The organism is Streptacidiphilus sp. MAP12-20 (assembly GCF_041262525.1).
Taxonomy (GTDB): Bacteria; Actinomycetota; Actinomycetes; order Streptomycetales; family Streptomycetaceae; genus Streptacidiphilus.
In genome coordinates this window covers 110,527-134,371 of the sequence record NZ_JBGCCK010000018.1, presented here as the reverse complement: position 1 = coordinate 134,371, position 23,845 = coordinate 110,527, and the positions used below count along the sequence as shown (strand labels likewise).

The 23,845-nt window shown below is 72.0% G+C and carries 20 protein-coding genes, 5 tRNA genes and 1 pseudogene; 16 read left to right on the top strand and 10 right to left on the bottom strand.

Going from position 1 to position 23,845, the window contains the following annotated elements; translation table 11 throughout:
- Positions 1-15: 15 nt before the first annotated feature.
- Positions 16-798 (top strand): COG4280 domain-containing protein, encoded by a 783-nt coding sequence (locus tag ABIA32_RS23935; protein WP_370099040.1) that lies wholly within the window; start codon positions 16-18, stop codon positions 796-798.
- Positions 795-1,010, top strand: coding sequence for a hypothetical protein (locus ABIA32_RS23930; RefSeq protein WP_370099038.1), 216 nt, complete (start codon positions 795-797; stop codon positions 1,008-1,010). Before ABIA32_RS23935 ends, ABIA32_RS23930 begins: the two co-directional genes overlap by 4 nt.
- Before the next feature lie 28 nt (positions 1,011-1,038).
- Here the strand turns inward: ABIA32_RS23930 and ABIA32_RS23925 are convergent, their stop codons facing one another.
- Positions 1,039-1,602: a Chromate resistance protein ChrB gene (locus ABIA32_RS23925; protein ID WP_370099035.1), complete on the bottom strand. Its 564-nt coding sequence runs from the start codon at positions 1,600-1,602 to the stop codon at positions 1,039-1,041.
- A gap of 114 nt (positions 1,603-1,716) precedes the next feature.
- Positions 1,717-3,267: an FAD-dependent monooxygenase gene (locus ABIA32_RS23920; RefSeq protein ID WP_370099033.1), complete on the bottom strand. Its 1,551-nt coding sequence runs from the start codon at positions 3,265-3,267 to the stop codon at positions 1,717-1,719.
- A gap of 298 nt (positions 3,268-3,565) precedes the next feature.
- On the opposite strand from ABIA32_RS23920, the gene ABIA32_RS23915 reads away from it, so the two are divergent.
- From ABIA32_RS23915 to ABIA32_RS23875, 9 genes are all read left to right on the top strand, one after another.
- Entirely contained in the window at positions 3,566-4,066 is a 501-nt protein-coding gene (locus ABIA32_RS23915; protein WP_370099030.1) for a GNAT family N-acetyltransferase, read from the top strand.
- Between the two features lie 374 nt (positions 4,067-4,440).
- Positions 4,441-5,439, top strand: a complete 999-nt coding sequence (locus tag ABIA32_RS23910; protein ID WP_370099028.1) for a methionine ABC transporter ATP-binding protein — start codon at positions 4,441-4,443, stop codon at positions 5,437-5,439.
- Positions 5,436-6,206, top strand: a complete 771-nt coding sequence (locus ABIA32_RS23905; protein ID WP_370099025.1) for a methionine ABC transporter permease — start codon at positions 5,436-5,438, stop codon at positions 6,204-6,206. Before ABIA32_RS23910 ends, ABIA32_RS23905 begins: the two co-directional genes overlap by 4 nt.
- Positions 6,207-6,277: 71 nt before the next feature.
- Positions 6,278-7,129 carry a MetQ/NlpA family ABC transporter substrate-binding protein gene (locus ABIA32_RS23900; RefSeq protein ID WP_370099022.1) on the top strand — a complete coding sequence of 284 codons (852 nt, stop codon included), beginning with the start codon at positions 6,278-6,280 and terminating at the stop codon, positions 7,127-7,129.
- 116 nt (positions 7,130-7,245) lie between these two features.
- A complete protein-coding gene (locus ABIA32_RS23895) occupies positions 7,246-7,920 on the top strand; it encodes a GNAT family N-acetyltransferase (protein ID WP_370099020.1) in 675 nt (224 codons plus the stop codon).
- A gap of 155 nt (positions 7,921-8,075) precedes the next feature.
- The gene (gene cbiE, locus ABIA32_RS23890) at positions 8,076-9,272 is read left to right on the top strand and encodes a precorrin-6y C5,15-methyltransferase (decarboxylating) subunit CbiE (protein WP_370099017.1); all 1,197 of its coding nucleotides are present in this window, start codon (positions 8,076-8,078) and stop codon (positions 9,270-9,272) included.
- Positions 9,273-9,662: 390 nt separating this feature from the next.
- Positions 9,663-12,968: a nicotinate-nucleotide--dimethylbenzimidazole phosphoribosyltransferase gene (gene cobT, locus ABIA32_RS23885; RefSeq protein ID WP_370099014.1), complete on the top strand. Its 3,306-nt coding sequence runs from the start codon at positions 9,663-9,665 to the stop codon at positions 12,966-12,968.
- A 243-nt stretch (positions 12,969-13,211) separates the two neighbouring features.
- Positions 13,212-14,438, top strand: coding sequence for a uroporphyrinogen-III C-methyltransferase (gene cobA, locus ABIA32_RS23880; RefSeq protein ID WP_370099012.1), 1,227 nt, complete (start codon positions 13,212-13,214; stop codon positions 14,436-14,438).
- 24 nt (positions 14,439-14,462) lie between these two features.
- Positions 14,463-15,266, top strand: a complete 804-nt coding sequence (locus tag ABIA32_RS23875) for a TrmH family RNA methyltransferase (RefSeq protein ID WP_370099009.1) — start codon at positions 14,463-14,465, stop codon at positions 15,264-15,266.
- A 639-nt stretch (positions 15,267-15,905) separates the two neighbouring features.
- On the opposite strand, the pseudogene ABIA32_RS23870 reads toward ABIA32_RS23875, so the two are convergent.
- Positions 15,906-17,189, bottom strand: a pseudogene (locus ABIA32_RS23870) (protein kinase); the annotation flags it as partial.
- A gap of 423 nt (positions 17,190-17,612) precedes the next feature.
- Between ABIA32_RS23870 and ABIA32_RS23865 the strand changes: the two are divergent.
- Complete coding sequence (locus ABIA32_RS23865) at positions 17,613-17,792, top strand: hypothetical protein (protein ID WP_370099006.1); 180 nt, start codon at positions 17,613-17,615, stop codon at positions 17,790-17,792.
- A gap of 146 nt (positions 17,793-17,938) precedes the next feature.
- On the opposite strand, the gene ABIA32_RS23860 is transcribed toward ABIA32_RS23865, so the two are convergent.
- From ABIA32_RS23860 to ABIA32_RS23840, 5 genes are all read right to left on the bottom strand, one after another.
- Positions 17,939-18,013, bottom strand: a tRNA-Val gene (locus ABIA32_RS23860).
- Between the two features lie 32 nt (positions 18,014-18,045).
- Positions 18,046-18,117, bottom strand: a tRNA-Val gene (locus ABIA32_RS23855).
- A gap of 63 nt (positions 18,118-18,180) precedes the next feature.
- Positions 18,181-18,252: transfer RNA gene (locus ABIA32_RS23850), tRNA-Val, on the bottom strand.
- 1 nt (position 18,253) lies between these two features.
- Positions 18,254-18,327: transfer RNA gene (locus ABIA32_RS23845), tRNA-Cys, on the bottom strand.
- 34 nt (positions 18,328-18,361) lie between these two features.
- Positions 18,362-18,434: transfer RNA gene (locus tag ABIA32_RS23840), tRNA-Gly, on the bottom strand.
- A 226-nt stretch (positions 18,435-18,660) separates the two neighbouring features.
- Here ABIA32_RS23840 and ABIA32_RS23835 point away from each other — a divergent pair.
- From ABIA32_RS23835 to ABIA32_RS23825, 3 genes are all read left to right on the top strand, one after another.
- Entirely contained in the window at positions 18,661-19,707 is a 1,047-nt protein-coding gene (locus ABIA32_RS23835) for a chorismate-binding protein (protein ID WP_370099003.1), read from the top strand.
- Positions 19,708-19,789: 82 nt separating this feature from the next.
- Positions 19,790-20,611, top strand: a complete 822-nt coding sequence (locus ABIA32_RS23830; RefSeq protein ID WP_370099000.1) for an aminotransferase class IV — start codon at positions 19,790-19,792, stop codon at positions 20,609-20,611.
- 103 nt (positions 20,612-20,714) lie between these two features.
- Positions 20,715-21,584 (top strand): GNAT family N-acetyltransferase, encoded by an 870-nt coding sequence (locus ABIA32_RS23825; protein ID WP_370098998.1) that lies wholly within the window; start codon positions 20,715-20,717, stop codon positions 21,582-21,584.
- Between the two features lie 20 nt (positions 21,585-21,604).
- On the opposite strand, the gene ABIA32_RS23820 is transcribed toward ABIA32_RS23825, so the two are convergent.
- The gene (locus ABIA32_RS23820) at positions 21,605-22,096 is read right to left on the bottom strand and encodes a DsbA family protein (protein WP_370098996.1); all 492 of its coding nucleotides are present in this window, start codon (positions 22,094-22,096) and stop codon (positions 21,605-21,607) included.
- A gap of 65 nt (positions 22,097-22,161) precedes the next feature.
- On the opposite strand from ABIA32_RS23820, the gene ABIA32_RS23815 reads away from it, so the two are divergent.
- Positions 22,162-22,617 carry a hypothetical protein gene (locus ABIA32_RS23815; RefSeq protein WP_370098994.1) on the top strand — a complete coding sequence of 152 codons (456 nt, stop codon included), beginning with the start codon at positions 22,162-22,164 and terminating at the stop codon, positions 22,615-22,617.
- Between the two features lie 72 nt (positions 22,618-22,689).
- Here ABIA32_RS23815 and ABIA32_RS23810 read toward each other — a convergent pair whose 3' ends face one another.
- Entirely contained in the window at positions 22,690-23,832 is a 1,143-nt protein-coding gene (locus ABIA32_RS23810) for a low temperature requirement protein A (protein ID WP_370098992.1), read from the bottom strand.
- Positions 23,833-23,845: the final 13 nt, after the last annotated feature.

The window sequence follows — 23,845 nt, the reverse complement described above, 5'->3', positions numbered from 1 at the left end:
GCCTGGAGGTCGCAGGTGACGACCTTCGTCCTCTTCTTCACGGTCCTGCTCGCCTGCGCGGTCGAGGCCGTCGAGGCGCTGACCATCGTGCTGGCGGCAGGAACCAGCCGAAACTGGAAGTCGGCCTGGCAGGGCACGGTCGCCGCACTGCTGGTACTCGCCGCGACGATCGCCCTACTGGGACCGGCCGTGGGCCAGATCCCCCTGGGTGCGCTGCGGCTGGTCGTCGGCGCCCTGCTGCTGGTCTTCGGCCTCCAGTGGCTCCGCAAGGCGATCATGCGCGGATCCGGTTACAAGGCCCTGCACGACGAGACGCAGGCCTACGCCGACGAGGTGGCCGCCGCCACCGCCGCCGCGTCGGGCGGACGCGGGCGGGTCAAGGACTGGTACGCCTTCACCCTGTCCTTCAAGGGCGTGTTCCTGGAGGGCCTCGAAGTGGCCTTCATCGTGGTCACTTTCGGTACCAATCAGCACAACGTCCCCGTCGCGGTCCTCGGCGCCCTTGTCGCCGTGACCGTCGTCGTCATCGCCGGCGTCGCCGTGAGGGCCCCGCTGGCGCGGGTTCCCGAGAACACCATGAAGTTCGCCGTCGGAATCATGCTGACCTCCTTCGGCCTCTTCTGGGCAGCCGAGGGCGCCGGCGCCAACTGGCCCGGCTCCGACGCCGCGCTGCTCGCCATCGTCCCCGCCGTCGCGCTGCTGGCGCTCGGCTACACCTCCACCCTGCGCCGCACGCAGAACGCCGGCGACGCCGGTGTCGGCAGCGCACCGGTGCCGACCGAGGGGAGCCTCACATGAACGCCCTCAGCGCCCTGCGGTCCTTCGCACGCTTCTGGTACGACTTCATCGTCGGCGACGACTGGCGCGTCGCCCTCGGCGTCGCCGTGTCCCTGGCCGCCACCTGGGGCCTGACCCGCGCCGGACTCAACGCCTGGTGGCTGCCCGCGCTCGCGGTCGCCGCCCTGCTGGGCCTCTCGCTGGCCCGCGTCGTCAAGGCCGCCCGCCGCTGACGGCGGGCGGCACCGAGGGGGACGGCCGTCAGCGGCCGTCCCCCTCCTCCGCGTACACGCGCGCCGCGTACTCGTCCAGCACCTGCCCGCACCGCTCCAACGCCGCCACCGTGGACGCCTTGCCGGACGCGGCGAGCACGTCGCGTGCCTCCACCTTGGCGAACCAGTTGCGCAGCTTCACCAGGTCCTCGTCGTTCTCCTCCAACTCGGCGTAGGTGAAGTGCTCCGCCCGGTACTCCTTGTCGATCTGCCCGAGGAAGTCCTCGCAGCGATCCACGATCTCCTCGTACTCGTCGTTGCGGGCCGCGTTGAACGTGTCCTCTATCTCCGCTCCGCCGCCGAGCACCGCGGACTCCAGCAGCGACGCGGTGCCGCCCATCTCCACGATCTCGTTCCGCAACAGCCGCAACGCCCGCTCGCCGGACGGACTCACGGGCAGCGCGGCCACGGAGTTCTGCAGGTAGATCGCTCCCAGGCCCTTGATCTTCCGCCACACACCCGCCCGCAAGCGCGTCGGCTCCGCCGGAATCTTGTAGACCAGCACCAACCACCGCACGCCCCCGGCCTGCGGCTCCCCGGCACCATGCTCCACCGTGAACCTTCTCCCGCACTGTTCTCCCAGCCAGCCACCACGCGTGAGCAGGCAGTCCGGAAGCAGCCTATCCGCATCACCCCGCTGATCAGCGGCGCCGGGAACGGGACAGACCTAGCAGGCTTCGCCGTCCTGGACCGGCTGGGCTTCCTCCTGCGCCGTCGCCGTCGCTGGTGTCGGTGTCGGCTCCTCGGGCTCGGCGGGGGCGCCGAGCCAGGCGGTGAGGCCGTCGCGGAGTTGGTGCGGGGTCGGGGTCTCGGCCGCCCAGGCCACGTAGCCGTCAGGGCGGACCAGGACCGTGCGGGTCGTCACCTTCGCCGAGGTCGCCGTGACCAGTCGCTCCGACCAGCCCTCCGCTGCCGCTGCGTCAGGGCCGACCAGGACGAACCGGCCCTGGCGCAGCGCTTCGTACAGCCGGGCCGGACCCTTCTCGCCGTCTTCACGCGTCAGCTCCACGTCCGGCGCGCGGAGGCCGACGAGTCGGTGCGCGCCGGCCGGGGCCTGCTTCTGGTAGGAGATGGCGACGCCCGAGACCTCCAGGCCGCCCCGCCGTGTCAGCGGCCGCAGTCGGTTGCCGAAATTCTTCATCACCCCGCGCACCAGCCGCAGCGCGGGGGACTCGCCGAGCGCCACCCGCAGGATCCCGCCCGAGGTGCGTAGCACCTTCTTCCCGACCGGGTGCCGCTCGGCCTGGTAGCTGTCCAGCAGGTCGGACGCGCCCCAACCGCTCACCGCGGCGACCAGCTTCCAGCCCAGGTTGGCGGCGTCCTGCAGGCCGGTGTTCATGCCCTGGCCGCCCGCAGGGGAGTGGCAGTGAGCGGCGTCGCCGGCGAGGAAGACCCGGCCCACCCGGTAGTCGGGCGCCTGCCGCTCGTCGCTGTGGAAGCGGGAGAGCCACCGCGGGTCGTGCAGGCCGTAGTCCGCCTCCAGCACATTGGCCGAAAGCCGACGCAGCGCGTCGAAGTCGACCGGGTCGCCGTCCGGCCGCTGGTCCGCGCGGTCCCAGCAGATGACCCGGTACCAGCCGTCGCCGAACGGCGCCATGAACGCGAAGCCGGCGCTGTTCGCCCCGACGGTCAGCACGTCCGCCGGCGGGCGTTCCACCCGCACGTCGGCCAACATCACGGACTGGATCGCGGACTCGCCCGGGAACGGAACCCCGAGCAGCTCGCGGACGCGGCTGCGCACCCCGTCCGTACCGACCGCGTACGCGGCGCGGAAGGTGACCCGCTCGCCGGCGATGTCCGCGTCGATCTCGACGCCGTCGGCGTCCTGGCGCAGATCGATCGCCTCGGTGCCGCGCAGCAGCGTCACTCCGGCGTCGAGCGCGCGGTGCAGCAGCAACTGCTCGGTCTGGTACTGAGGGGTGATCAGCAGCAGCGGGAACCGGCTCGGCAGTCGGCTCAGGTCGATCCGGAGGGCGCCGAAGACGCGCAGGCTGTCGAGCTTGGCGCCGGTCTCCAGCAGTTGGTCGGCGAGGCCGCGGGCGTCCAGCTGCTCCAGGGTCCGGGCATGGACGGCGAAGGCGCGGGTGAGGTTGGACTCCTCCGCGCGCCGCTCCAGCAGCGCGACGCGCAGCCCTGCCGCCGCGACGTCCCCGGCCAGCAACAGGCCGGTGGGCCCGGCGCCGACGACGAGGACGTCGTACTCCTTGTTGATGTCCATTGCTGTTCGGTTCCCTCGCAGGCTGGGATGTCGGCTGTGGTGTACAAAGTCCGTTCGAGTGCCGGTGAACTCGATCACTATGGACTCAATTCGGGTGGGACGTCAGTGATACCGATCGGTAGGCGACGGGATTCGGCCCGCGGCCGAGGTTGCAACCCGGAGACCGGCGGGTAAAGGGCTCTGGAACGTATGCCGATGACAGCGCATGATCGTCAGGCAGACCACACCTCCGGTCAGGGCAACCCGGTCGCCCCCCTCAGTCTCGCGCGGCCGGGCTCACGAGAAAGGGAGGACGCGGATGGGCATGAGCGTGACCACCTCGGTCGCCACCGAGGACGACGCCGAGCGGATCCTGAAGCTGCAGTACCTGTGCTACCAGGGCGAGGCCGAGCTCTACGGCGACTGGAGCATCGAGCCGCTGACGCAGAGTCTGGACAGCCTGCGCACGGAGCTGAAGGAACGTCATGTGCTGGTCGCCCGCCTCGGTGAGGAGGTCGTCGGCAGCGTCCGCGGCTGGGTCGACGCGGACGGCGTCGGCAGGATAGGGCGTCTCTGCGTCCACCCGCGCATGCAGCGGCATGGGCTTGGCAGCCGACTCCTGCGAGCGATGGAGTCCCGGCTCGCCGCGGGCGACGCACGTGTCGTCGCCTACCGGCTCTTCACCGGCCACCGCAGCGTCGGCAATCTGCGCCTCTACCAGCGCCTGGGCTACCGCCCGACGGAGGTGGAGGAGATCAACAGCAAGCTCAGCTTCATCAGCCTCGAGAAGCGCGTCGACGACCTCGCCGTGTCCGCGTAAGCGGATAGGGGCGCGAGGAACTGCGCGAGCAACCACCCTGTGCGGATGGCCCTGCTCGTTCGGCGACACACCTGCGTGGGTGGCTTGTCGCGCAGTTCCCCGCGCCCCTGGCAGTTGCAACTGTCCGTTTTGGGTTATCTGCGGCTCATCTGCTTAACTGTTTCTCATGACTGCGAACACGACTGCACACCTCACCGGCGCCATGCCGGCAGGTGGTCGTGGCATGCGCTGTTGTCGAATGTGCGGCTGCTGAGCATTTCCGCTCAGTCCCACCAGCACCCGTAGAGCCCCTTGCTCCGGGTCGCTCCCGCACATCACTTCCCGCGCGATCGGCCGGTTCGGCCAATCTTCGCGCGCCGACCCACGGAAACACTGTGATCACCACCACTGACCTGCGCAAGGTCTACCGCGCCCAGGGCCGGGAAACCCATGCACTCGACGGCGTCGACCTCCATGTCCGCACGGGCGAGGTGTACGGCGTCGTCGGCACCAGCGGAGCCGGCAAGAGCACGCTGATCCGCTGCGTGAACCTGCTCGAGCGGCCCAGCTCGGGCAGCGTGTGCGTCGACGGACGCGAGCTGACCGCGCTCTCCGCGACCGAGCTGCGCGAGACCCGCCGTTCCATCGGCATGGTCTTCCAGCACTTCAACCTGCTCGCCCGGCGCACCGTCGCCGAGAACGTCGAGCTGCCCCTCGAACTCACCGGGCTCTCGCGCCGCGAGCGCGCCGCGAAGGCGGCCTCGCTGCTGGAGCTGGTCGGGCTCGCCGACAAGGCCCGCGCCTACCCGGCGCAGCTCTCCGGCGGGCAGAAGCAGCGCGTCGGCATCGCTCGTGCGCTGGCCGGGGACCCCAAGGTGCTGCTCTCCGACGAGGCGACCTCCGCGCTCGACCCCGAGACCACCCGCTCCATCCTCCAGTTGCTGCGCGAGCTGAACCAGCAGCTCGGGCTCACCGTCCTGCTCATCACGCACGAGATGGACGTCATCAAGTCCGTCTGCGACTCCGCCGCGCTGATGCGGGGCGGGCGCGTGGTCGAGTCCGGCACGCTGAGCGAGCTGCTCTCGCAGCCCGGTTCCGAGCTGGCCCGCGAGCTGTTTCCGCTCGGCGCCGGACCGGATGACCCGGACGCGCCGCTGCAGGGCAGCACCGTCGTGGAGATCACCTTCCAGGGCGACGCGGCTGTCCAGCCGTTCATCTCGCAGCTGTCGCGCACCTACAACGTCGACGTCAACATCATCGGCGCCGCCGTGGAGACCATCGCCGGCCGCCAGGTCGGCCGGATGCGCGTGGCGCTGCCCGGCAGCTTCGAGGAGAACGTCGTCCCGATCGGGTTCCTGCGCGAGCAGGGCCTGCAGGTGGAGGTGGCCGCGTGACCTGGAACGACATGCAGCCGCTGCTGTGGCAGGCCACGCAGGAGACCCTGTGGATGGTCGGCCTCGCGGCCCTGGCGACCCTGCTGATCGGGCTGCCGCTCGGTCTGCTGCTGGTGCTGACCCGCCGCGGCGGGCTGCTGCAGAACGCCGCCGTCAACAAGCTCGTCGGCACGGTCGTGAACGTGGGCCGCTCGCTGCCCTTCGTCATCCTGATCGTCGCGATCATCCCGTTCACCCGCTGGGTCGTCGGCACCACGCTCGGCTGGCAGGCGGCGACCGTGCCGCTCGCGGTCGGGGCGATCCCCTTCTTCGCCCGGCTGGTCGAGTCGGCCGTCGGCGAGGTCGACGGCGGACTCATCGAGGCCGTGCAGGCCATGGGCGGCTCGACCTGGACAGTCGTCCGCAAGGTGCTGCTGCCCGAGGCCCTGCCCGCGCTGATCTCGGCCGTGACCACGACCGTCATCGTGCTGGTCGGATACTCCGCCATGGCCGGCACTGTCGGCGGCGGCGGGCTCGGCACGCTGGCCATCAACTACGGCTACATGCGCTTCGAGACCACGTTCATGTGGGTCATCGCCGCCGAGCTGATCGTCCTGGTCACCCTGGTCCAGTTGCTCGGCGAGGGCCTCGCCCGACGCCTCGACCACAAGCGCGGCACGGTCGGCCGACGGCTGACCCTCCGCCGCAGCACCCCTCAGACTTCCGTGGCGCGACCCGCCACGGAGACCCCCGTGCAGGAGCCGGAACTCTCCGGCGCCCCGCGCTGAATCACCGCACCTGCACCGACCGCACCGACTGCACCGACTGCACCGACAGCAATACAGGAAGGGCACTTTTCGTGCGTACCTCCGTGAAGTTCACCACCGCCGCTCTCGCCACCAGCGCGCTGGCGCTCACCCTCGCCGCCTGCGGCAGTTCCTCGTCCTCGACCGGCTCCGCCGCCTCCGGCTCCTCCGCCGACGCGAGCAAGCCGCTGGTCGTCGTGGCGAGCCCGACCCCGCACGCGCAGATCCTCGAGTACATCGAGAAGAACCTGGCGGCCAAGGCCGGCCTCAACCTGCAGGTGAAGGTCGTGACGGACTACGTCACGCCGAACACCGCCGTGCAGGACGGCTCCGCCGACGCCAACTACTTCCAGCACCAGCCCTACCTCGACGACTTCAACAAGACGCACGGCACGAACATCGTCTCCGTCGAGGCCGTGCACCTGGAGCCGCTGGGCCTGTACTCGAACAAGGTGAAGTCCGCCGCCGCCCTCGCCGACGGCGCGACGGTCGCGGTGCCCAACGACGCCACCAACGAGGGCCGCGCCCTCAAGCTGCTGGCCGACAACGGGCTGCTGAAGCTGAAGGACGGCGTCGGCACCAAGTCCACGCCGAACGACATCACGGACAACCCGAAGCACCTGAAGTTCCAGGAGATCGACGCGGCCCAGCTGCCGCGCACCCTCAGCGACGTGGACGCGGCCGTCATCAACGGCAACTACGCGCTCGACGCCAAGCTGAACCCCAAGAAGGACGCCCTGCTGCTGGAGAAGGCGCAGGACAACCCCTACGCCAACATCCTCGCGGTGAAGTCCGGCAACCAGAACGACCCCCGGATCAAGAAGCTGGCCGAGCTGCTGCACTCCCCGGAGGTCAAGCAGTACATCGACACCACCTTCTCCGGTTCGGTCATTCCGGCCTTCTGACGGAGCGGGTAGCCTCGTTCTCCCACGCTCGCGCACAGCGCCTGTCCCGCCTGTTTGCCCCGGCGCGCCGGGGCAAACAGGTGACGGCGGCCCCCACCCTGGAGCATGATCGTTCCATGAGCAGCAGCGATACGGCGTCCGGGAAGTCCGGGCCGTCCGGGTATGCCAGGCGGGTAGCCGTCCCGGCGTTCCCGGAGATCACCATCAACACCGATCGCCTGGAGCTGCGCGCCTTCGAGCCGGACGACGCACCGGCGCTGGCCGAAATGATGAACGACGAACTGGTCCACCAGTGGACCACCGCCCCCCACCCCTTCACCGCCGCCGACGCGGACGCCTGGATCCACGGCCGCGCCGCCGCCGAGCGCGGCAGCGGACGCGGGCTGGCGCTCGCCGCGGTCGAGTTCCTGACTCAGCGTCTGATCGGCACCGTCCGCCTGCGCGCCACCGACTGGCGGCTGCGCGGCACCGAGGCCCAGATCGTGGTCGCCCCCTGGGCGCGCGGCGAGGGCTACGCCGGCGAGATCGTCCACGCCGTGGCGCAGTGGCTCTTCGAGGACCAGAAGTTCGAACGACTGGAGCTGCGTACCGCCGCCGGGAACACCCCCGCCCAGCAGGTCGCCCAGAAGCTGGGCGCGATCAGCGAGGGGGTGCTGCGCAGCGCCTGGCTGGTCCGCGGCGCCGACGCCGAGCAAGCGAGCCGCTCCGACCTCATCGTCTGGAGCCTGCTGCCGGAGGACCTGCTGCCCGAGGATCTGCTGTCTGACGGCTTGGAGTCCGGCTGGGCCTGACGGCCGGGGTGATCCGCGCGCCGGAACCGGCTAGCCTGTGCGCGCGGGCGCGGCAGGGTCCGCACGCGTGCTCGACTCTCTTCAGTCTTTCGCGCGACGTTCGTACGACCTTGCTTCCGACGCTGGGGGAATCGTGGACAGGCGGAACCACCGCCATGGCTGACCGGGTCACCGTGATCGGCTGGGACGGATCCCCGCTCAGCCAGGCCGCGCAGGCGGCCGTCGACGCCGCGACCCTGGTGGCCGGCGGCAGCCACCAGCTCCGGGCGCTCGACCTGTCCCAGGGCGTGGAGCGGATGGTCCTCGGCAGCGTGGAGCTGGTCGCCCGCCGGGTCGCCGACCACCGCGGCAGCGCCGTCGTCGTCGCCGACGGCGACCCCGGCTTCTTCGGAGTCGTCCGCACGCTGCGCCGCCCCGAGTACGGGCTGGAGCTCGAGGTCATCCCGGCCGTCTCCGTCGTCGCCGCCGCCTTCGCCCGCGCGGGCATGCCCTGGGATGACGCACAGATCGTCAGCACCCACGGGCGCGGCCTGCGCCGGGCGGTCAACATCTGCCGGGCCAACGCCAAGGTCGCCGTGCTGACCGCGCCCGGCGCCGGCCCCTCCGAACTCGCGCTGATGCTGCGCGACGTGCACCGCACCTTCGTCATCTGCGAGGCGCTCGGCACGCCCGAGGAGAACGTCACCGTCCTCACCTCGGACCGCGTCCCCGACCACCTGTGGCGGGACCCGAACGTCGTGCTCGTCGTCGGCCGGTCCGGACGCAGCGGAGCGACTCCGCCCTCCGGCTGGCTGGCCGGTCTGCCGGTCGGCTACCCCGACCCGGCGCGCGGCTGGGCGCTGCCCTCCGAGACGGGCGGCTACGCACGCGAACTGCCCGCCCCCGTCCGGGCACTCGTGCTGGCGCGGCTCGGGCCGCGACCGGGCGATCTGCTCTGGGACATCGGCGCGGGCGACGGCGCGGTCGCCGTCGAGGCGGCGCGCTGCGGAGCGGCGGTCATCGCCGTCGACCGCGACGCCGACGCGTGTGCCCGACTCGACGTCAACGCCCGCCGGGTGGGCGTGGAGGTGCAGACCGTCCCCGGCACCGCGCCGGCCGTGCTGGCCGACCTGCCCGAGCCGGACACCGTCCTCATTCGCGGCGGCGCCGACGTGCTCCGCGCCTGCCTGGCCCGGCGTCCCGAGCGGATCGTGGCCGTGCCTGGATCGCTCGCCCAGGTCGAGGAGGTCCGCCGCGCCTTCACGGAGGCGGGCTACCGGGTTGAGGGCACGCTGCTCCAGTCCTCGCCGCTCGACGGAGAGGGCTCGTTGGGCGCGGCGTCGCCCAGATACGTGCTCTGGGGCGACCGGTAGGCGACTGGCAGGGACTCGCAAGCGGGCCGCAGGCGACCGGCTCGGCGGGGTTCGCGTCGGTCGCGTCGCACTGCTGTCCGGGCCGCAAGACCGTGGCACTCGCCGTCACTGACGGCAGGTAGGCTGACGCTTTGTTCTTCGCGGGGCAGGCGCAACGTGGCGGAAGCCACAGCGCGGGCGGGCGTGCGCGTTGGCCATCGCCCCTGGTGGGACGGAAGAATGCCGGTGAGTCCGGGGCGATCGTGCCGGTTGCCCCGGTTCTGTCGTTCTTGTTGCGGCAGATCGGTGCGCGCCGGCCTGTTGCAGCGAGACGAGGACCGGAACGGTGGGCGTCGTGGTCGAGTACCGCGCCGTCGAGGACGCCAGGCGGCCCTGGAAGGAGCCAGTGACATGAGCGAATCCGGCAACGTCCCGAACGGGGGGCAGGTCTCGGGCGCAGAGGCGGAGCAGGTGCTGCAGCCTGCGGGCTTCGCGGCCGAGCCGGGCCGGGCGCAGGGCGTCCGGCCGGCGTACACCTTCCTCGACGAGCTCGACGAGGAGGAGGACGAGCTGCTCATGCCCGGTCCCCAGGGCGCCTGGAACGACGCCGCCGCTCGCACGCAGGACCACGGCACGCCGCTCGCCGCACCCGGCTCGCCGCTCCAGCCTGGCCTGCCGGGGGAGGGCGCACCGATGCACGCGACGGCGCACGCCGAGCCCCCCGCGCCCTCCTGGCCCCCGCTCATGCCCCCCGGTCTCGGCGACCCGCAGGCGCTGCACGACCCGCAGCTCGCGCAGGCCCAACAGGTCCCGCAGGTCCCGCAGGTCTCGCGGGAGCTGCCGCCCGTCGAGCAGTCGTTCCACGGACACGGCCTGGGCGACGGGCTGATGCAGGGATATCCGACGGAGCAGGCGCTCCCGACCGAACAGCAACTGAGCGAGGTTCCCATGGAGTCCATCGGTTTCGACGCGATGGACGCCTCGGCGCAGAACGCCTCCCCGCGTCGGCCGCTGCACGCCGGTCCGCCCATCCCGGACCCGTCCCTGATGACGGGCCAGGTCCCGGTCCGCTCCCTCGCGGACCGCGGCCCTAGCAGCCACGGCGGCAACGCGCCCCTGGCGGCAGGGACCCCGCCGTATGGCGTGCCGACGCCCGTCGTCCCCGTCCCCGTCCCGCAGCCGGTCCCGCAGCCGGTTCCGGTCGCGGCTCCCGTGCCGACGGCCGTGCCCGTTCCGGCTGCGGCTTCCGGTGCCGCGACGCACGGCGTGCCGGAGTACCTGGACCAGTCCGCGCCGACCGATCTGACGACTGCCGGCGTCACCGCCACGGTTCCCGTGCAGATGCCGTCTCCGGAGAGCACCTTGGGCGGCGCCTCCGCGCAGGCCGCCGAGCCCGCGGTGGAGGTCCCTGCGGAGACGACGCCGCCGCTGACGCTGGAGCAGGTGACCCTGCCGGTCGAGCAGGCGCCCGTCGCCGAGTTCGCCGGGTCCGCCGCGCCGCTGGCTGAGCCGCTGCTCCAGCCGATCGCCGCGCCGGTGGCCGAGCCGGTCATTCCGGTGCAGGCCGTACATGTTGACGCTCCGCAGAGCCGGATCGCCGCCTTCATCACCCCGCCGCCCCCGGCAGCGGTCGAGCCCGAGGTGACCGCGCAGGGCACCGGCGTCCTGACCACCGAGCCGGTGGCCGTTGAGTCGTCGACCGAGCCGGTCGCCGAGCCCGTCGTCGAGCCCGTGGCCGAGGCCGTCGTCGAGCCGGTCGCGGAGCTGGCGGAGGCCGAGCCGGTCGTGTCGGAGATCGCTCCGTCGGCCGTGGCCGCCGAGCCGGAGGCCCCCGTCGAGGACACGAACGCCACGCAGCCCGAGCCCCAGCCCGAACTCCAGCCCGCGCCCGAATCGGAGACCGCCGTGGCCGAGCCCGCCGTCGAGGTCGAGGCTGAAGAGGACGGGTCGACTGTCGCCGAGGGCGAGGCCGCCCCGGCCTACGACGACGACATGCGCGAGGCCGTCCACCGCGTGATGCGCGAGCGACGCGACATCCGCAACGGCTTCCGCTCCGACCCGATCCCGCACGAGGTGCTGATCCGCGTCCTCGAGGCCGCGCACACCGCACCGAGCGTGGGCTATTCGCAGCCCTGGGACTTCGTGGTCATCCGCTCCGCCAAGACCCGCGCGAAGATGCACGAGCTCGCCGAGCGCCAGCGCGACATCTACGCCGAGTCGCTCCCCAAGAGCCGCGCCAAGCAGTTCAAGGAACTCAAGATCGAGGCGATCCGGGAGACCCCGGTCAACATCGTCGTCACCGCGGACCGCACCCGTGGCGGCCGGCACACGCTGGGCCGTCACACTCAGCCGCAGATGGCTCCCTACTCGGCCGCCCTCGCGGTCGAGAACCTCTGGCTCGCCGCCCGCGCCGAGGGCCTCGGCGTCGGCTGGGTCAGCTTCTTCGACGAAGAAGAGCTGGTCCGCGAGCTCGGCCTCCCCGATCATCTCGAGGTCGTCGCCTACCTTTGTGTGGGTTACGTCAACGAGTTCCCCGAGGAGCCCGAGCTGGCTCAGGCGGGGTGGGCCAAGAAGCGTCCGCTCTCCTGGGTCGTGCACGAGGAGACCTACGGGCGTCGGGCCCTGCCCGGAGAGGAGCCGCACAGCGTGCTGCAGGAAACCCTGCGCGGCATCCGCCCGCTGGACGCCAAGGCACTGGGCGAGGCCTGGGACCGCCAGAAGCGGATGACCAAGCCGGCCGGCTCGCTGGGGATGCTGGAGATAATCTCCGCCCAGCTGTGCGGCCTGTCCCGCAAGTGCCCGCCGCCGATCCCCGAGCCCGCCTGCGTCGCCGTCTTCGCCGGCGACCACGGCGTGCACGCCCAGGGCGTCACGCCCTGGCCGCAGGAGGTCACGGCGCAGATGGTCGGCAACTTCCTGGCCGGCGGCGCGGTCGTGAACGCCTTCGCCAACCAGCTGGGCGCCGAGGTCTGCGTCGTCGACGTGGGCGTCGCCTCCGAGCTGCCCCCGGCGATCGAGTCCGGGCGCACCACCGGTCTGCTGCCGCGCAAGGTCCGTCCCGGCACCGGCGACATGACGCAGGGTCCGGCGATGACCCGCGAGGAGGCCATGCGCGCGCTGGAGGTCGGCATCGAGACCGCGCGCGATCTGGTCGCGGCGGGCAACAAGGCGCTGGTCACCGGCGACATGGGCATCGCGAACACGACGGCTGCGGCGGCGCTGATCTGCGTCTTCACCGGCGAGGACCCGGCCGTCGTCACGGGCCGGGGCACCGGCATCGACGACGAGACGCACGCCCGCAAGATCGGCGTCATCCGCCAGGCCCTCGACCTGCACCGCCCGGACCCGTCCGACCCGATCGGCGTCCTCGCGGCGGTCGGCGGCCTGGAGCACGCCGCCATCGCGGGCTTCCTGCTGGGCGCGGCGTCGCTGCGCACGCCGGTGATCCTGGACGGCGTGATCGCGGGCTCTGCGGCGCTGGTCGCCAAGGCGATCGCCCCTGAGGTCCTGGCGGCGTGCATCGCCGGCCACAGGTCGGCGGAGCCGGGCCACAAGGCCGCTCTCGCGAAGCTGGGTCTGCGACCGCTGATCGACCTGGACCTGCGCCTCGGCGAGGGCACAGGCGCGCTTCTTGCTCTGCCGCTCGTCCAGGCGGCGGCCAGGGCGATGCACGACGTGGCCACGTTCGACTCGGCGGGCGTGACCGACAAGCACTGAGCCCTCGCCGGGCGGGTTTCGCCTACGGGGCAGAATCGGTTCTGCGGGGCGGCGGCTCGGCCGAGAGCGTTCCGCACGTGAGGTAGTTGCACCGCCAGGGGCGCGAGGAACTGCGCGACAAGCCACCCTTGGTGGTGAGTCCCCGAACGAGCAGGGCCATCCGCTCATCAGTGGTTGCTCGCGCAGTTCCTCGCGCCCCTGAATGACTGACCGTCCGTCCTAAGAGTTCTACGGAGTCTTCTGATGCCCACCGTCCCCCTCGACGACGACGCCACTCCGCCGTATCCGGTCGGGCTGCGACTCGCCGGGCGGCGTGTCGTCGTCCTCGGTGGCGGGCAGGTCGCGCAGCGCAGGCTTCCCACGCTGCTCGCCGCCGGGGCCGACGTCGTGGTGATCTCGCCGGAGACCACACCCGCCGTGCAGGCCATGGCGGACGCCAACGAGCTGACCTGGGAGCAGCGCGGCTATCGCGAAGGCGACCTCGCGGACGCGTGGTACGCGCTGATCGCCACCGCCGACCCCGCCGTCAACGCGGCGGCAGCCGCCGAGGCCGAGGCGGGGCGCGTCTTCTGCGCGCGCAGCGACGACGCCTCTGCCGCGTCCGCGTGGACGCCGGCCAGCGGGCGGCAGGAGGGGACCGTCGTCGCGGTGCTCTCCGGGGACCCCCGCCGCTCCGCGGCCCTGCGGGACGCGGTCATCAGCGGCATTCGCGACGGCAGCCTCGCCGCCGCGCACCACCGCGGCCACACCGCCGGCGTCGCACTCGTCGGCGGCGGGCCCGGCGACCCGGACCTGATCACCGTCAAGGGCCGCCGCCTGCTCGCCGAGGCGGACGTCGTCGTCGCCGACCGGCTGGCGCCCCGCGAACTGCTGGAGGAGCTGCCGCCGCACGTCGAGGTGATCGACGCGTCGAAGATCCCCTATGGCCGGTACATGGCCCAGGAGGCCATCAACAACGCGCTGATCGAGCACGCCAAGGCGGGCAAGTTCGTGGTCCGGCTCAAGGGCGGCGACCCCTACGTCTTCGGGCGCGGCATGGAGGAGCTCATCGCCTGCGCCGAGGCGGGCGTGCCCGTCACCGTGGTCCCCGGCATCTCCAGCTCGATCAGCGTGCCCGCCGCCGCCGGGATCCCGGTCACCCACCGCGGCGTGACCCACGAGTTCATCGTCATCTCCGGTCACGTCGCGCCCGAGGACCCGCGCTCGCTCGTCAACTGGAACGCGGCAGCGCAGATGCGCGGCACGCTCGTGCTGCTGATGGCCGTCGAGCGGATCGCCGCCATCTCCGCCGCGCTGGTCGCGGGCGGCCGGTCACCCGAGACGCCGGTCGCCGTCGTGCAGGAGGGGACGACCGCCGCGCAGCGCGTCGTGCGCGCCACCCTGGCCACGGTGGCCTCGGTGGTCGAGGCCGAGGGGATCCGTCCGCCGGCCGTCGTGGTGATCGGTGACGTCGTCGCCTTGGCAGGCTGACGCGCAGCAGGCAGGATCGACCCCGTGGCCGAGCTCATCACCATCGACGACCCCGAGGACCCGCGCCTCCACGACTACGTCGCGCTGACCGACGTCGAACTGCGCCGCCGCCGCGAGCCGGAGGAGGGGCTGTTCATCGCGGAGGGCGAGAAGGTGATCCGGCGCGCGCGGCTCGCCGGGTACCGGATGCGGTCGATGCTGCTGTCGGCCAAGTGGATCGACCAGCTGAAGGACGTCATCGACGAGGTCCCCGCGCCCGTCTACGCGGTGACCCCGGCGGTGGCCGAGCAGGTGACCGGCTACCACGTGCACCGCGGCGCGCTCGCCTCGATGCAGCGCAAGCCCGCCGCGCAGGTCAAGGATGTGCTGGCGGGGGCGCGCAGGGTCGCGGTCTTCGAGGACCTGGTCGACCACGCCAACACCGGCGCGGCCTTCCGCAACGCGGCCGCTCTCGGCGTGGACGCCGTCCTGCTCAGCCCGCGCTGCGCGGACCCGCTCTACCGACGCTCCGTCAAGGTCTCGATGGGCGCGGTGCTGAGCCTCCCCTACGCCGTCCTCGACCCCTGGCCGGACGGGCTGACGCTGCTGCGCGACGAGGGCTTCACCATCGCCGCGCTCTGCCTCGCGGACAACGCGGTCTCCCTGGACGACTTCGCCGCGCGCCCGCACAGCCGGCTGGCCCTGGTCTTCGGCACCGAGGGCAACGGCCTGAGCACCGCCGCGCTCCGCGCGGCCGACGAGTGGGTGACCATCCCGATGTCCAACGAGATCGACTCCCTCAACGTGGCCGCCGCCTCGGCGGTGGCGTTCTACGCCACCCGCCGCTGAGCCCGCACGGAGCGAGACACTCCCGCCCCGGGGTCGCATGGGGTGACGCGGCCGGCCGCCGCGTGCTCAGCCACCGGTCGCCGCCGCAGGGGAGGCCGCCGCGCCGCCCGCGCCGGGCCAGGTCTCGGTCATGGTGCCCTTGGCGGCGACGGTGAAGCGGGTGGTGCTGGTGGTGCGGTCGCCGCTGGCGGGAGTGCGTTCCTCGCGGAGGACGGAGCCGTTCTCGATCTGCCAGGCGCTGGTGCCGTTCGGGTCGCCGGTCGAGGCGTGGGCGGCCAGCAGAACCGGTTCTGCACCCTGCTGCAGCCCGTAGAGCTCGATCATGTCCTCCGGCACGGCCCGGTCGCGGCGGGTGAGCACGACGACCGCCGCAGGCGAGCCCTGGTAGCGGGCCGGAAGCACCGCCGTGAGGCTGACCGGAGCGCCGGGACCGGTGCCGTGGCCGTTCTGAAGGTCGATCCGGGAGCCGTCGGCCGGATCCTGGTACGAGCGCGAGGCCCAGTCGACCGCGCCGACCGCCTGTGCCGTCGCATCCGTCCCGACAGCGGCGACCAGCCCGAGGCTCACGTCCTGCGCGGGAGCGGCGCCCGTCGGTGCGGAGGAGGCGGGGAAGGCGGGAGAGGCCGTGGGGCCGTGGGTCGGCGGCTGCGCCGGTCCTGCGCCCTTCGCGGTGCGGTTTTCGCAGCCCTGCGCCGCCGCGATGGCGAGCGCGACGCCGGCCGTCACCGTCACGAAGACGATCAGCCGCTGCCGCAGCAGCCGACGGCGCGCCGCCGGGCCGCCGGTGGGTCGGGCGGTGGGGCGCGCGGGCGGGGGCGTGCGCGGGGGCGCGGGTCGTCGCACGGGCGTGGGCTGCGGCTCGCGCACCGTCGGCGGCATCGGCCGACGCTGGGGAAGGGGGCGCGAGGGCTGGTCTCTCCTCACAGCGGGTCGCGTGCCACCGGACGCCGCCGCAGAGCGCGGCGCCTGCTCGTGCGAGCGGGCGGTCTCGTGCGGCACCCGTGCGTCCCTGCGGGCAGCGGAGACCTCGCCGCGCCGGTTGGTGTCGTGGCCGGTGTCGTGGCCGGGCTCGGGCGACCGCGCCGGGGGCGGGGCCATGCTGCGTCCGATCGCCGCTCCGCGCGCGGCCAGTTCCCGCAGCCGCTCGTGCAGCTGAGCCGGCGTCGGCCGCTCGCTCGGATCCTTGGCGAGGCAGGCGCGCAGCAGTGGTGCCAGCGCCGCCGGAACGCCCGTCAGATCCGGTTCCTCGTGCACGACCCGGTAGAGCATCACCTCGGAGCTGCCCGAGCCGAACGGCGTGTCCCCGGTCGCCGCGTAGGCGAGCGTGCTGCCCAGCGCGAAGACGTCCGTCGCGCCGGTCACCGAGACGCCACGCACCTGCTCGGGCGCGAGGAACCCGGGGGAGCCGACAGCGGTGCCGACGTGGGTGAGGGTGCTCGCGCCGCTCGACCAGGCGATGCCGAAGTCGATGATCCGCGGGCCCTTGGGGGAGAGCAGGATGTTCGACGGCTTGAGGTCCCGGTGGACCACGCCGGCGTCGTGCACCTGGGCCAGCCCGTCGGCCAGTGCGGCGCCGACGGCGGCGACCTCGGGCCAGTGCAGCGGGCCGTCGTCGCCGACGCGCTTGTAGAGGGAGGGGCCGGGCACGTAGGCGGTGGCCAGCCAGGGGCGCTCGGCCTCGATGTCGGAGGAGACCAGCCGCGCGATGCAGCCACCCCGGATCCGGGCCGCGGCGGCGACCTCACGGGCGAAGCGGGTGCGGAACTCCTGGTCCTCGGCGAGCTCGGCCCGGATCAGCTTGAGCGCGACCTTCTGGCCCTTGCGGTCCGAGCCGAGGTAGACCACACCCATGCCGCCGCTGCCGAGCCTGCGGTGCAGGCGGTAGGGGCCGACGAGTCGCGGGTCCTCGCGCCGGAGCCGCATCTTCGCCACGTTGCCGTCCCACCGTCAGGTCCCCGGTGCCCGGGGCGTGCTGTCCACTTCGGAGCACAGATTGCCGATTGCCAGGACCACAGCTTACGGACTACACGTGCCGGTGTGCTGATACGCAACGCGATGGCGGTTCGAGGCGGCTTCGAGGAACTGGCCTCAGGGTTCACCCTGAGAGGAGGAGGGGGGCGGGGTCCACCTCCGGTAGTACTCCCCGAGTCGGATACTCCTCCTCCGGGATGCCGTGAGGACCGTGCGCTGGCATGACGACCGGGAATGCGTCGCGTCATACGGTTGTTGTGCGCGGTGGGCGGGACGCTCGTCCCCCGAGGATCTCCGCCTGCCGCGACCATGGCCGTGGCCATGACGGGAGTGGAGAAGACGTTGACGACGAAGAGGCGGACGGGGGAGTTGGCGATGGCTATGCAGACAGAGGGCCCGGCGCGTCGGCGTCGGACGACCACGGAGGGCACCAGGAACCCGTTCGTGGCGCTGGCCATCGCGCTGCCTGTCGCGGCGCTGCTCGCGTACGCGTTCGGCGGCTGGCACCAGTTCGCCATGCAGGCGAACACGATGGTCCAGCTCATGGGCCACTGAGACCGCAGGGTCACACACCAGAGACGGCGGATGCCGTGTCCGGGCTGTCGGTGAGGGCAGTCCGGGCACGGCATCCGCGCACATCACGGGGGCACGGGGGGAAAGCAAGAGGCCGTCGGCGGGATGATCCGCCGACGGCCTCTTGATGGTGCGCGATACTGGGATTGAACCAGTGACCTCTTCCGTGTCAGGGAAGCGCTCTCCCGCTGAGCTAATCGCGCGGGTGGGTCCTGCGAAGGCCCCTAAGGGCCAGTGCGCGATACTGGGATTGAACCAGTGACCTCTTCCGTGTCAGGGAAGCGCTCTCCCGCTGAGCTAATCGCGCGGGTGGTACTGCTCTGTACTGCGATGCCTCTGTCCTGCTGTGCACGGACCCCTAGGGGTCCAGTGCGCGATACTGGGATTGAACCAGTGACCTCTTCCGTGTCAGGGAAGCGCTCTCCCGCTGAGCTAATCGCGCATGGAGGTGGAGACGGGATTTGAACCCGTGTACACGGCTTTGCAGGCCGTTGCCTCGCCTCTCGGCCACTCCACCGAGTGAGAAAGGACCGACATGCGGTCCTCTTTCGAGCGGACGACGGGATTCGAACCCGCGACCCTCACCTTGGCAAGGTGATGCTCTACCAACTGAGCCACGTCCGCGTGATCTCCGATCGGCTTCCCGCTTACTTTTTGCGGTCCGCGTCCTGGCGACGTGTTGAACTCTAGCGGATTCCGGGCCGAGCTCAAATTCCGTATCCCCTGCATGCCGCAGCACCGACCCCGAGCACAAGCGCTCCGGCCTGCGGAGACCTAGACTTCGGCCACCGCAGTAATCCCACAGGAGTCAGAGCGCACCGTGATCCAGTCGCTGCCAACGTCCGTCCCCATGGCCCGTTTCGCAGGTCGCGTCGCCACCGGGTTGTGCGAGGTCAGCCACGATCCGGCCGTGCTGGAAGGCTCGGGATTCTGGGCTGTGGTGGCGGATTTCGAAGGCCGGATCACCTGTGCTCGCTTCGCCGACATACGCGTCGAGGAGACCGTCCCCCGGGCTACAGCGGCCTCCGGCTGGCTCGGGCCGGAGCGGGGTGCCTGGCGCAGCTCGCTCGACCGCGACGCCTACATCGCCGGGGTCCGCAACATCCGCGAACACATCGCCGCCGGCGACGTCTACCAGGCCAACCTCTGTCGGGTCCTGAGCGCGCCGCTCCCCGACCCCGCCCGCGCCGACGTCGACGCACTGACGGCACGTCTGGCCCGCGGCAACCCGGCCCCCTACGCCGGCACGGTGCGGCTGCCGGAACACGGCGTCGAGGTGGCCACCGCCTCGCCCGAGCTCTTCCTGCGGCGCGACGGCGACACCGTCCGCTCCGGCCCGATCAAGGGCACCGGCCGCACCGAGGGCGACCTGCTGGAGAAGGACTGGGCCGAGAACGTCATGATCGTCGACCTGGTCCGCAACGACCTGGGCCGCGTCTGCGCCACCGGCAGCATCACCGTCCCCGAACTCTGCGCGGTGGAGAAGCACCCCGGCCTGGTGCACCTGGTCTCCACCGTCGAGGGCCGGCTCCGCCCCGACGCCGGCTGGCCTGCGCTGTTCGACGCGACCTTTCCGCCCGGCTCGGTCACCGGCGCGCCCAAGAGCAGTGCACTGCGGATCATCGAAGCCCTGGAGACCGCCCCGCGCGGCCCCTACTGCGGCGCCGTCGGCTGGGTCGACGCGGACCGCGGCGTGGGTGAGCTCGCGGTCGGCATCCGCACCTTCTGGGTGGACCGCGCCGACCCGGCCGCCCCCGTCGTCCGTTTCGGCACCGGCGCCGGCATCACCTGGGGGTCCGACCCGGACCGCGAATGGGACGAGACGGAGCTCAAGGCGGCCCGCCTGCTCGCGGTGGCGTCGGAACCGGGAGTCGCCGAGCAGCAGTCCGAGCCGTAGCCGTAGCCGTAGCCGTAGCGCGGACAGGGCCTACGATCTTTCGAGCGGGCAGCGCAAGGGACGAGAACTGAGGAGCACCACCGTGCGGATCTGGGTCAACGGCGAACTGAGCGACGCCTCGGAGGCCACCGTCTCTGTCCTCGACCACGGCATGACCGTCGGCGACGGCGTGTTCGAGACGGTCAAGGCCGTTGAAGGCCGCCCCTTCGCGCTCCGACGCCACCTCGACCGCCTGGAGCGCTCCGCCCGAGGAATGGGCCTGCCGGCGCCCGACCGCGCCGAGGTCGAGCGCGCCTGCGCGGCCGTGCTGGCGGCCAACCCCGTCGCGCTGGGCCGCCTGCGGATCACCTTCACCGGCGGGGTCGCCCCACTCGGCTCCGACCGCGGCGACGCGGGCCCGACGCTGATCGTCGCCCTCGGCGAGGTCGCCCGCCGCCCCGATGCCTCCGCCGTGGTCACCGTCCCGTGGACGCGTAACGAGCACGGCGCGACGGCGGGCCTGAAGACCACCTCCTACGCCGAGAACGTCATCGCCCTCGCCCGCGCCCACGAGTACGGCGCGAGCGAGGCACTGCTCGCCAACACCGCCGGCCAGCTCTGCGAGGGCACCGGCTCGAACGTCTTCGTCGTTCTCGGCGGCCGGCTGCTCACCCCGCCGCTCACCTCCGGCTGCCTGGCCGGGGTCACCCGCGCCCTGGTACTGCAGTGGACCGACGCCGAGGAGGCGGACCTGCCCTACTCCGTGCTGGAGGAGGCGGAGGAGGTCTTCCTCACCGGTACCCTGCGCGACGTGCAGGGCGTCTCCCGGGTCGACCAGCGCGAACTCCCAGACGCGCCGGGCCCGGTGACGCAGAAGGTCATGGAGACCTTCACCCAGTACGCCGCCGCCGACCTGGAGCCGTGAGCCCGCTCCGACAGTCGACTCCCGGCACGGATTCCGGTCCGTTCCGGCCCTGTTCACCGCCCTGAGGCCCGGTCCAGTTCCGAACCCCATGAGGAGTCACGTCATGACGACGACCCTGCGCCCGAGCGGCCCGGAGCACACCGACGAGCGGGGCGGGCGGGCGCGGACCTTCGCGATCTGCGTCAACGGACGCGAGGTCGGCGGCGTGCGGGTCAAAGCCTTCGGTGACGGCAGCGGGCTCGTCGCCGACCTGTTCGTGGCGGAGGAGGGACGTGGTCGCGGGCGCGGCACGACGGCGGTCCTGGCCGCCGAGGAGCTGCTGCGGGTCTGGGGCTGCACCAGCACCAGGACCGACATTCTCGACGACCTCGGCGGCGACCGGGCCGGCTCGTCCCCGCTGCGGCTCCTGCGCTGGGCCGAGTCCCTGGGGTACTCCCTCGAGGCGCGCAACATGGTCAAGGAGCTGCCGACCACCCCGCCCGCCCTGCCGGCGGGAGCCGAGACCCGCCCGATGACCGCCGCCGAGTTTCCCGCCTGGCTGGAGCGAGAGGCCGCGGGCTACGCCCGGCTGCTGGTCGAGCGTTCCGGCCTGACCTCCGAGCAGGCCGCGGCCAAATCCGCGGCCGACCACGCCGGCATCGCCGAGCGGGGCCTGGACACTCCAGGGATCTCGGTGACGCACCTGGTGGTGGCGGGCGAGGCCGTCGGCACCGTCTGGGTCGAGACCCTCAACTCGCCGGAGCCGCTCGCTCGGCTCGATTCCCCGGCCTGGGTCTTCGACGTACAGGTCGAGGAGGCCTGTCGTGGCCGCGGGCACGGGCGCACGCTGATGCTCGTCGCCGAAGGTGTCGCCATCGAGGCCGGTCGGCCTCGGCTCGGCCTCAACGTCCATGCGGGCAATGTGGCGGCCGAGCGCCTTTACGAGTCGCTCGGCTATCGCACCTACCGCTGGTCCCTGGCCAAGTCGCTCTGAGCGGGTGGAGACGTCGCCGCTCAGGCGGTCAGTAGCGCTTCGACGCGGGCCCGCAGCCCGTCCTGGCTCTTCGAGCCGTCCAGCAGCTTGCCCGCCACGACATACGTCGGCGTGCCCTTGACGCCGATGGCCTTGCCTTCGGCGTGGTCCGCCTCGACGGTGAAGCTGTGGCGGCCGTCGATCAGCGCGGTGTCCAGTTCCTCGGCGTCCAGGCCCAGCTCCTTCGCGAGCTTGGCCAGAAACGTCGTGCCGCCGCTCGCCAGTTCCTCGGTCCGGGCCAGCAGCGCCTCCACGAAGGGCCACCCCTCTCCCTGGACGAAGGCCTCCTCCGCCGCCTCGGCGGCCTGAAAGGCGAACTTGTGCTTCTCCAGCGGGAAGTGGCGCAGCGCGATCTCCACGCTCTCGCCGTGGGCGGCACGCAGCGCGCGGACGTCGTCGAGGGCGGCGGTGCAGTCGGGGGACTGCAGGTCGCACCAGAACTCGACGGACTGATGGGCGGAACTTTCGGTCATGCTCGCAAGTCTCCCATTGTGGGCAGAATGTATGTGCAGCGAAGCAGCAGAAGGAGAGCCCGATCATGACAGCGATCATCTGCATGGCACTCTCGGCCCTCGGCGTCGTGATCGCCGTGCTCACCGCCGTGCGCGGCCGGGTCCGGGCGGGTCTGCGCTGGCTGGCCGTCGCTCTCGTGCCGACCGGCCTCTACCTGACCGGTCTGATCACGGTCTTTCGCACCATCGGCAGCACGCTCGCCCGGTGGGCCACGCATCTCGTGTTCGATCCGCGCGTCTGGGTTGGCCTCGCGATGCTCGGTGCCGCGTTCCTGATCCTCTTCGCGACGGGCCTGCGACGCGGGAAGCGGCAGAGCCGGACCGAGGTCCCGTCCCGCCCCACGCCCGCAGCGGCGCCGAGCCGGTCCACCGGCCCAGCGCTCCCGGCCAAGGCCGAGCCGACGACCGGCAAGGCGGGCGCGGCAGCCGACCTCGGCGACTTCTCGGACATCGAGCAGATCTTGAAGAAGCGCGGAATCTGACCGCTGCGCCGTCTGCCCGGTCGGATGGGGTTCGATCGGCAACGTCCGCCTGGATCCGGGCGCAGCAGGGATTCAGGCCCGGGTCGGAGCCGTGGGACGCGGACCGGTCCGCATCGCTGCGGTCTGCTCCCAGGCGACCAGCGCGATCAGCACCGCCGCCGTCACACCCAGCGCCACTCCGCCGCCGGCCCAGCGCAGCGCGGCGACGCCCACCGCGGCGACCGCCACCGCCGTGACCAGCCGGGCCGCCGGCCAGTTGCCCGCCAGCACACGGTGGAAGCAGGCCAGGCCCACCAGGAAGAGCACGACGCCCAGCGGAAGCAGCACCGAAGGCAGCCCGTGCAGCGGATGGGCGAAGGAGTCGATCGCCTCCTGCATCCCGACCGCGGAGACCGCGATGCCGAAGACCAGTGCCAGATAGGCGTAGCCGAACGAGTAGACCGCCGCCCGTGGCCGGAGTTCCTCAGGGACGCGTTCGAGCAGGGCGGCGCTGTCGCGTTCCTCGCGGTCGAAGTAGAGCCACCACATGGCCGCGCTCGAGGCGAGCGCGAGCAGGGAGCCGAGCAGAACGGTCGTCAGGTCGTTCTGGTGCGTCGCGGCCGAGCCGACCTCGGTGATCGACTCGCCGAGCACGATGATCACCGCGAGTCCGTGCCGCTCGACGAAGTGTCCGACGCCGACGCTGAAGCCGCCCGCGCCGGTCACGAAGGGCGTGACCCACTCGATCACGCAGGCCAGCGCCCACACCCACGCCCGGTGCTGCGCGGGAACCACCCCCGCCGCGAGCACGACCAGTGCGCTGACCAGGTTGAACGGGCCGATCCTGGTGATCCCGCGATGCCCGGACGTGCCCAGGAAGCCGACGGTGTGCACGATCACCACGAACAGGTAGGCGGCACCGAAGACCAGCCCCCACGGCCCCGGCCCCACGGCGCGTGGCACCGCCAGCGACATGACGAAGAACCCTGCCGTCCCGGCGAGCAGCAGCAGGCGTGGTCCCGTCCGGTCGAGGTCGAGCGCGTTGGTCAGCCAGGCGTAGCCCCCGTACATCCACCAGGTGATGGTCAGCAGCAGCGCCGACCGGCCGAGTCCACCGAGGTCGGGGCGGGCCACCAGGACGGAGGCGATCTGGGTGATGGTGAAGACGAAGACCAGGTCGAAGAAGAGCTCCAACGGCCGCACCGACTCGGCTGCGGAGGCAGCGGGAGGGATCAAGGCAGGGGCCTTG

Bases quoted from the DNA above. Each gene is read 5' to 3' on its own strand.
- cobA (WP_370099012.1), top strand. From the start codon at position 13,212: ATGCCCACCGTCCCCCTCGACGACGACGCCACTCCGCCGTATCCGGTC.
- cobT (WP_370099014.1), top strand. From the start codon at position 9,663: ATGAGCGAATCCGGCAACGTCCCGAACGGGGGGCAGGTCTCGGGCGCA.
- ABIA32_RS23930 (WP_370099038.1), top strand. From the start codon at position 795: ATGAACGCCCTCAGCGCCCTGCGGTCCTTCGCACGCTTCTGGTACGAC.
- ABIA32_RS23820 (WP_370098996.1), bottom strand. From the start codon at position 22,096: ATGACCGAAAGTTCCGCCCATCAGTCCGTCGAGTTCTGGTGCGACCTG.
- ABIA32_RS23815 (WP_370098994.1), top strand. From the start codon at position 22,162: ATGACAGCGATCATCTGCATGGCACTCTCGGCCCTCGGCGTCGTGATC.
- ABIA32_RS23895 (WP_370099020.1), top strand. From the start codon at position 7,246: ATGAGCAGCAGCGATACGGCGTCCGGGAAGTCCGGGCCGTCCGGGTAT.
- ABIA32_RS23920 (WP_370099033.1), bottom strand. From the start codon at position 3,267: ATGGACATCAACAAGGAGTACGACGTCCTCGTCGTCGGCGCCGGGCCC.
- ABIA32_RS23915 (WP_370099030.1), top strand. From the start codon at position 3,566: ATGGGCATGAGCGTGACCACCTCGGTCGCCACCGAGGACGACGCCGAG.
- ABIA32_RS23825 (WP_370098998.1), top strand. From the start codon at position 20,715: ATGACGACGACCCTGCGCCCGAGCGGCCCGGAGCACACCGACGAGCGG.
- cbiE (WP_370099017.1), top strand. From the start codon at position 8,076: ATGGCTGACCGGGTCACCGTGATCGGCTGGGACGGATCCCCGCTCAGC.
- ABIA32_RS23835 (WP_370099003.1), top strand. From the start codon at position 18,661: ATGGCCCGTTTCGCAGGTCGCGTCGCCACCGGGTTGTGCGAGGTCAGC.
- ABIA32_RS23865 (WP_370099006.1), top strand. From the start codon at position 17,613: ATGGCTATGCAGACAGAGGGCCCGGCGCGTCGGCGTCGGACGACCACG.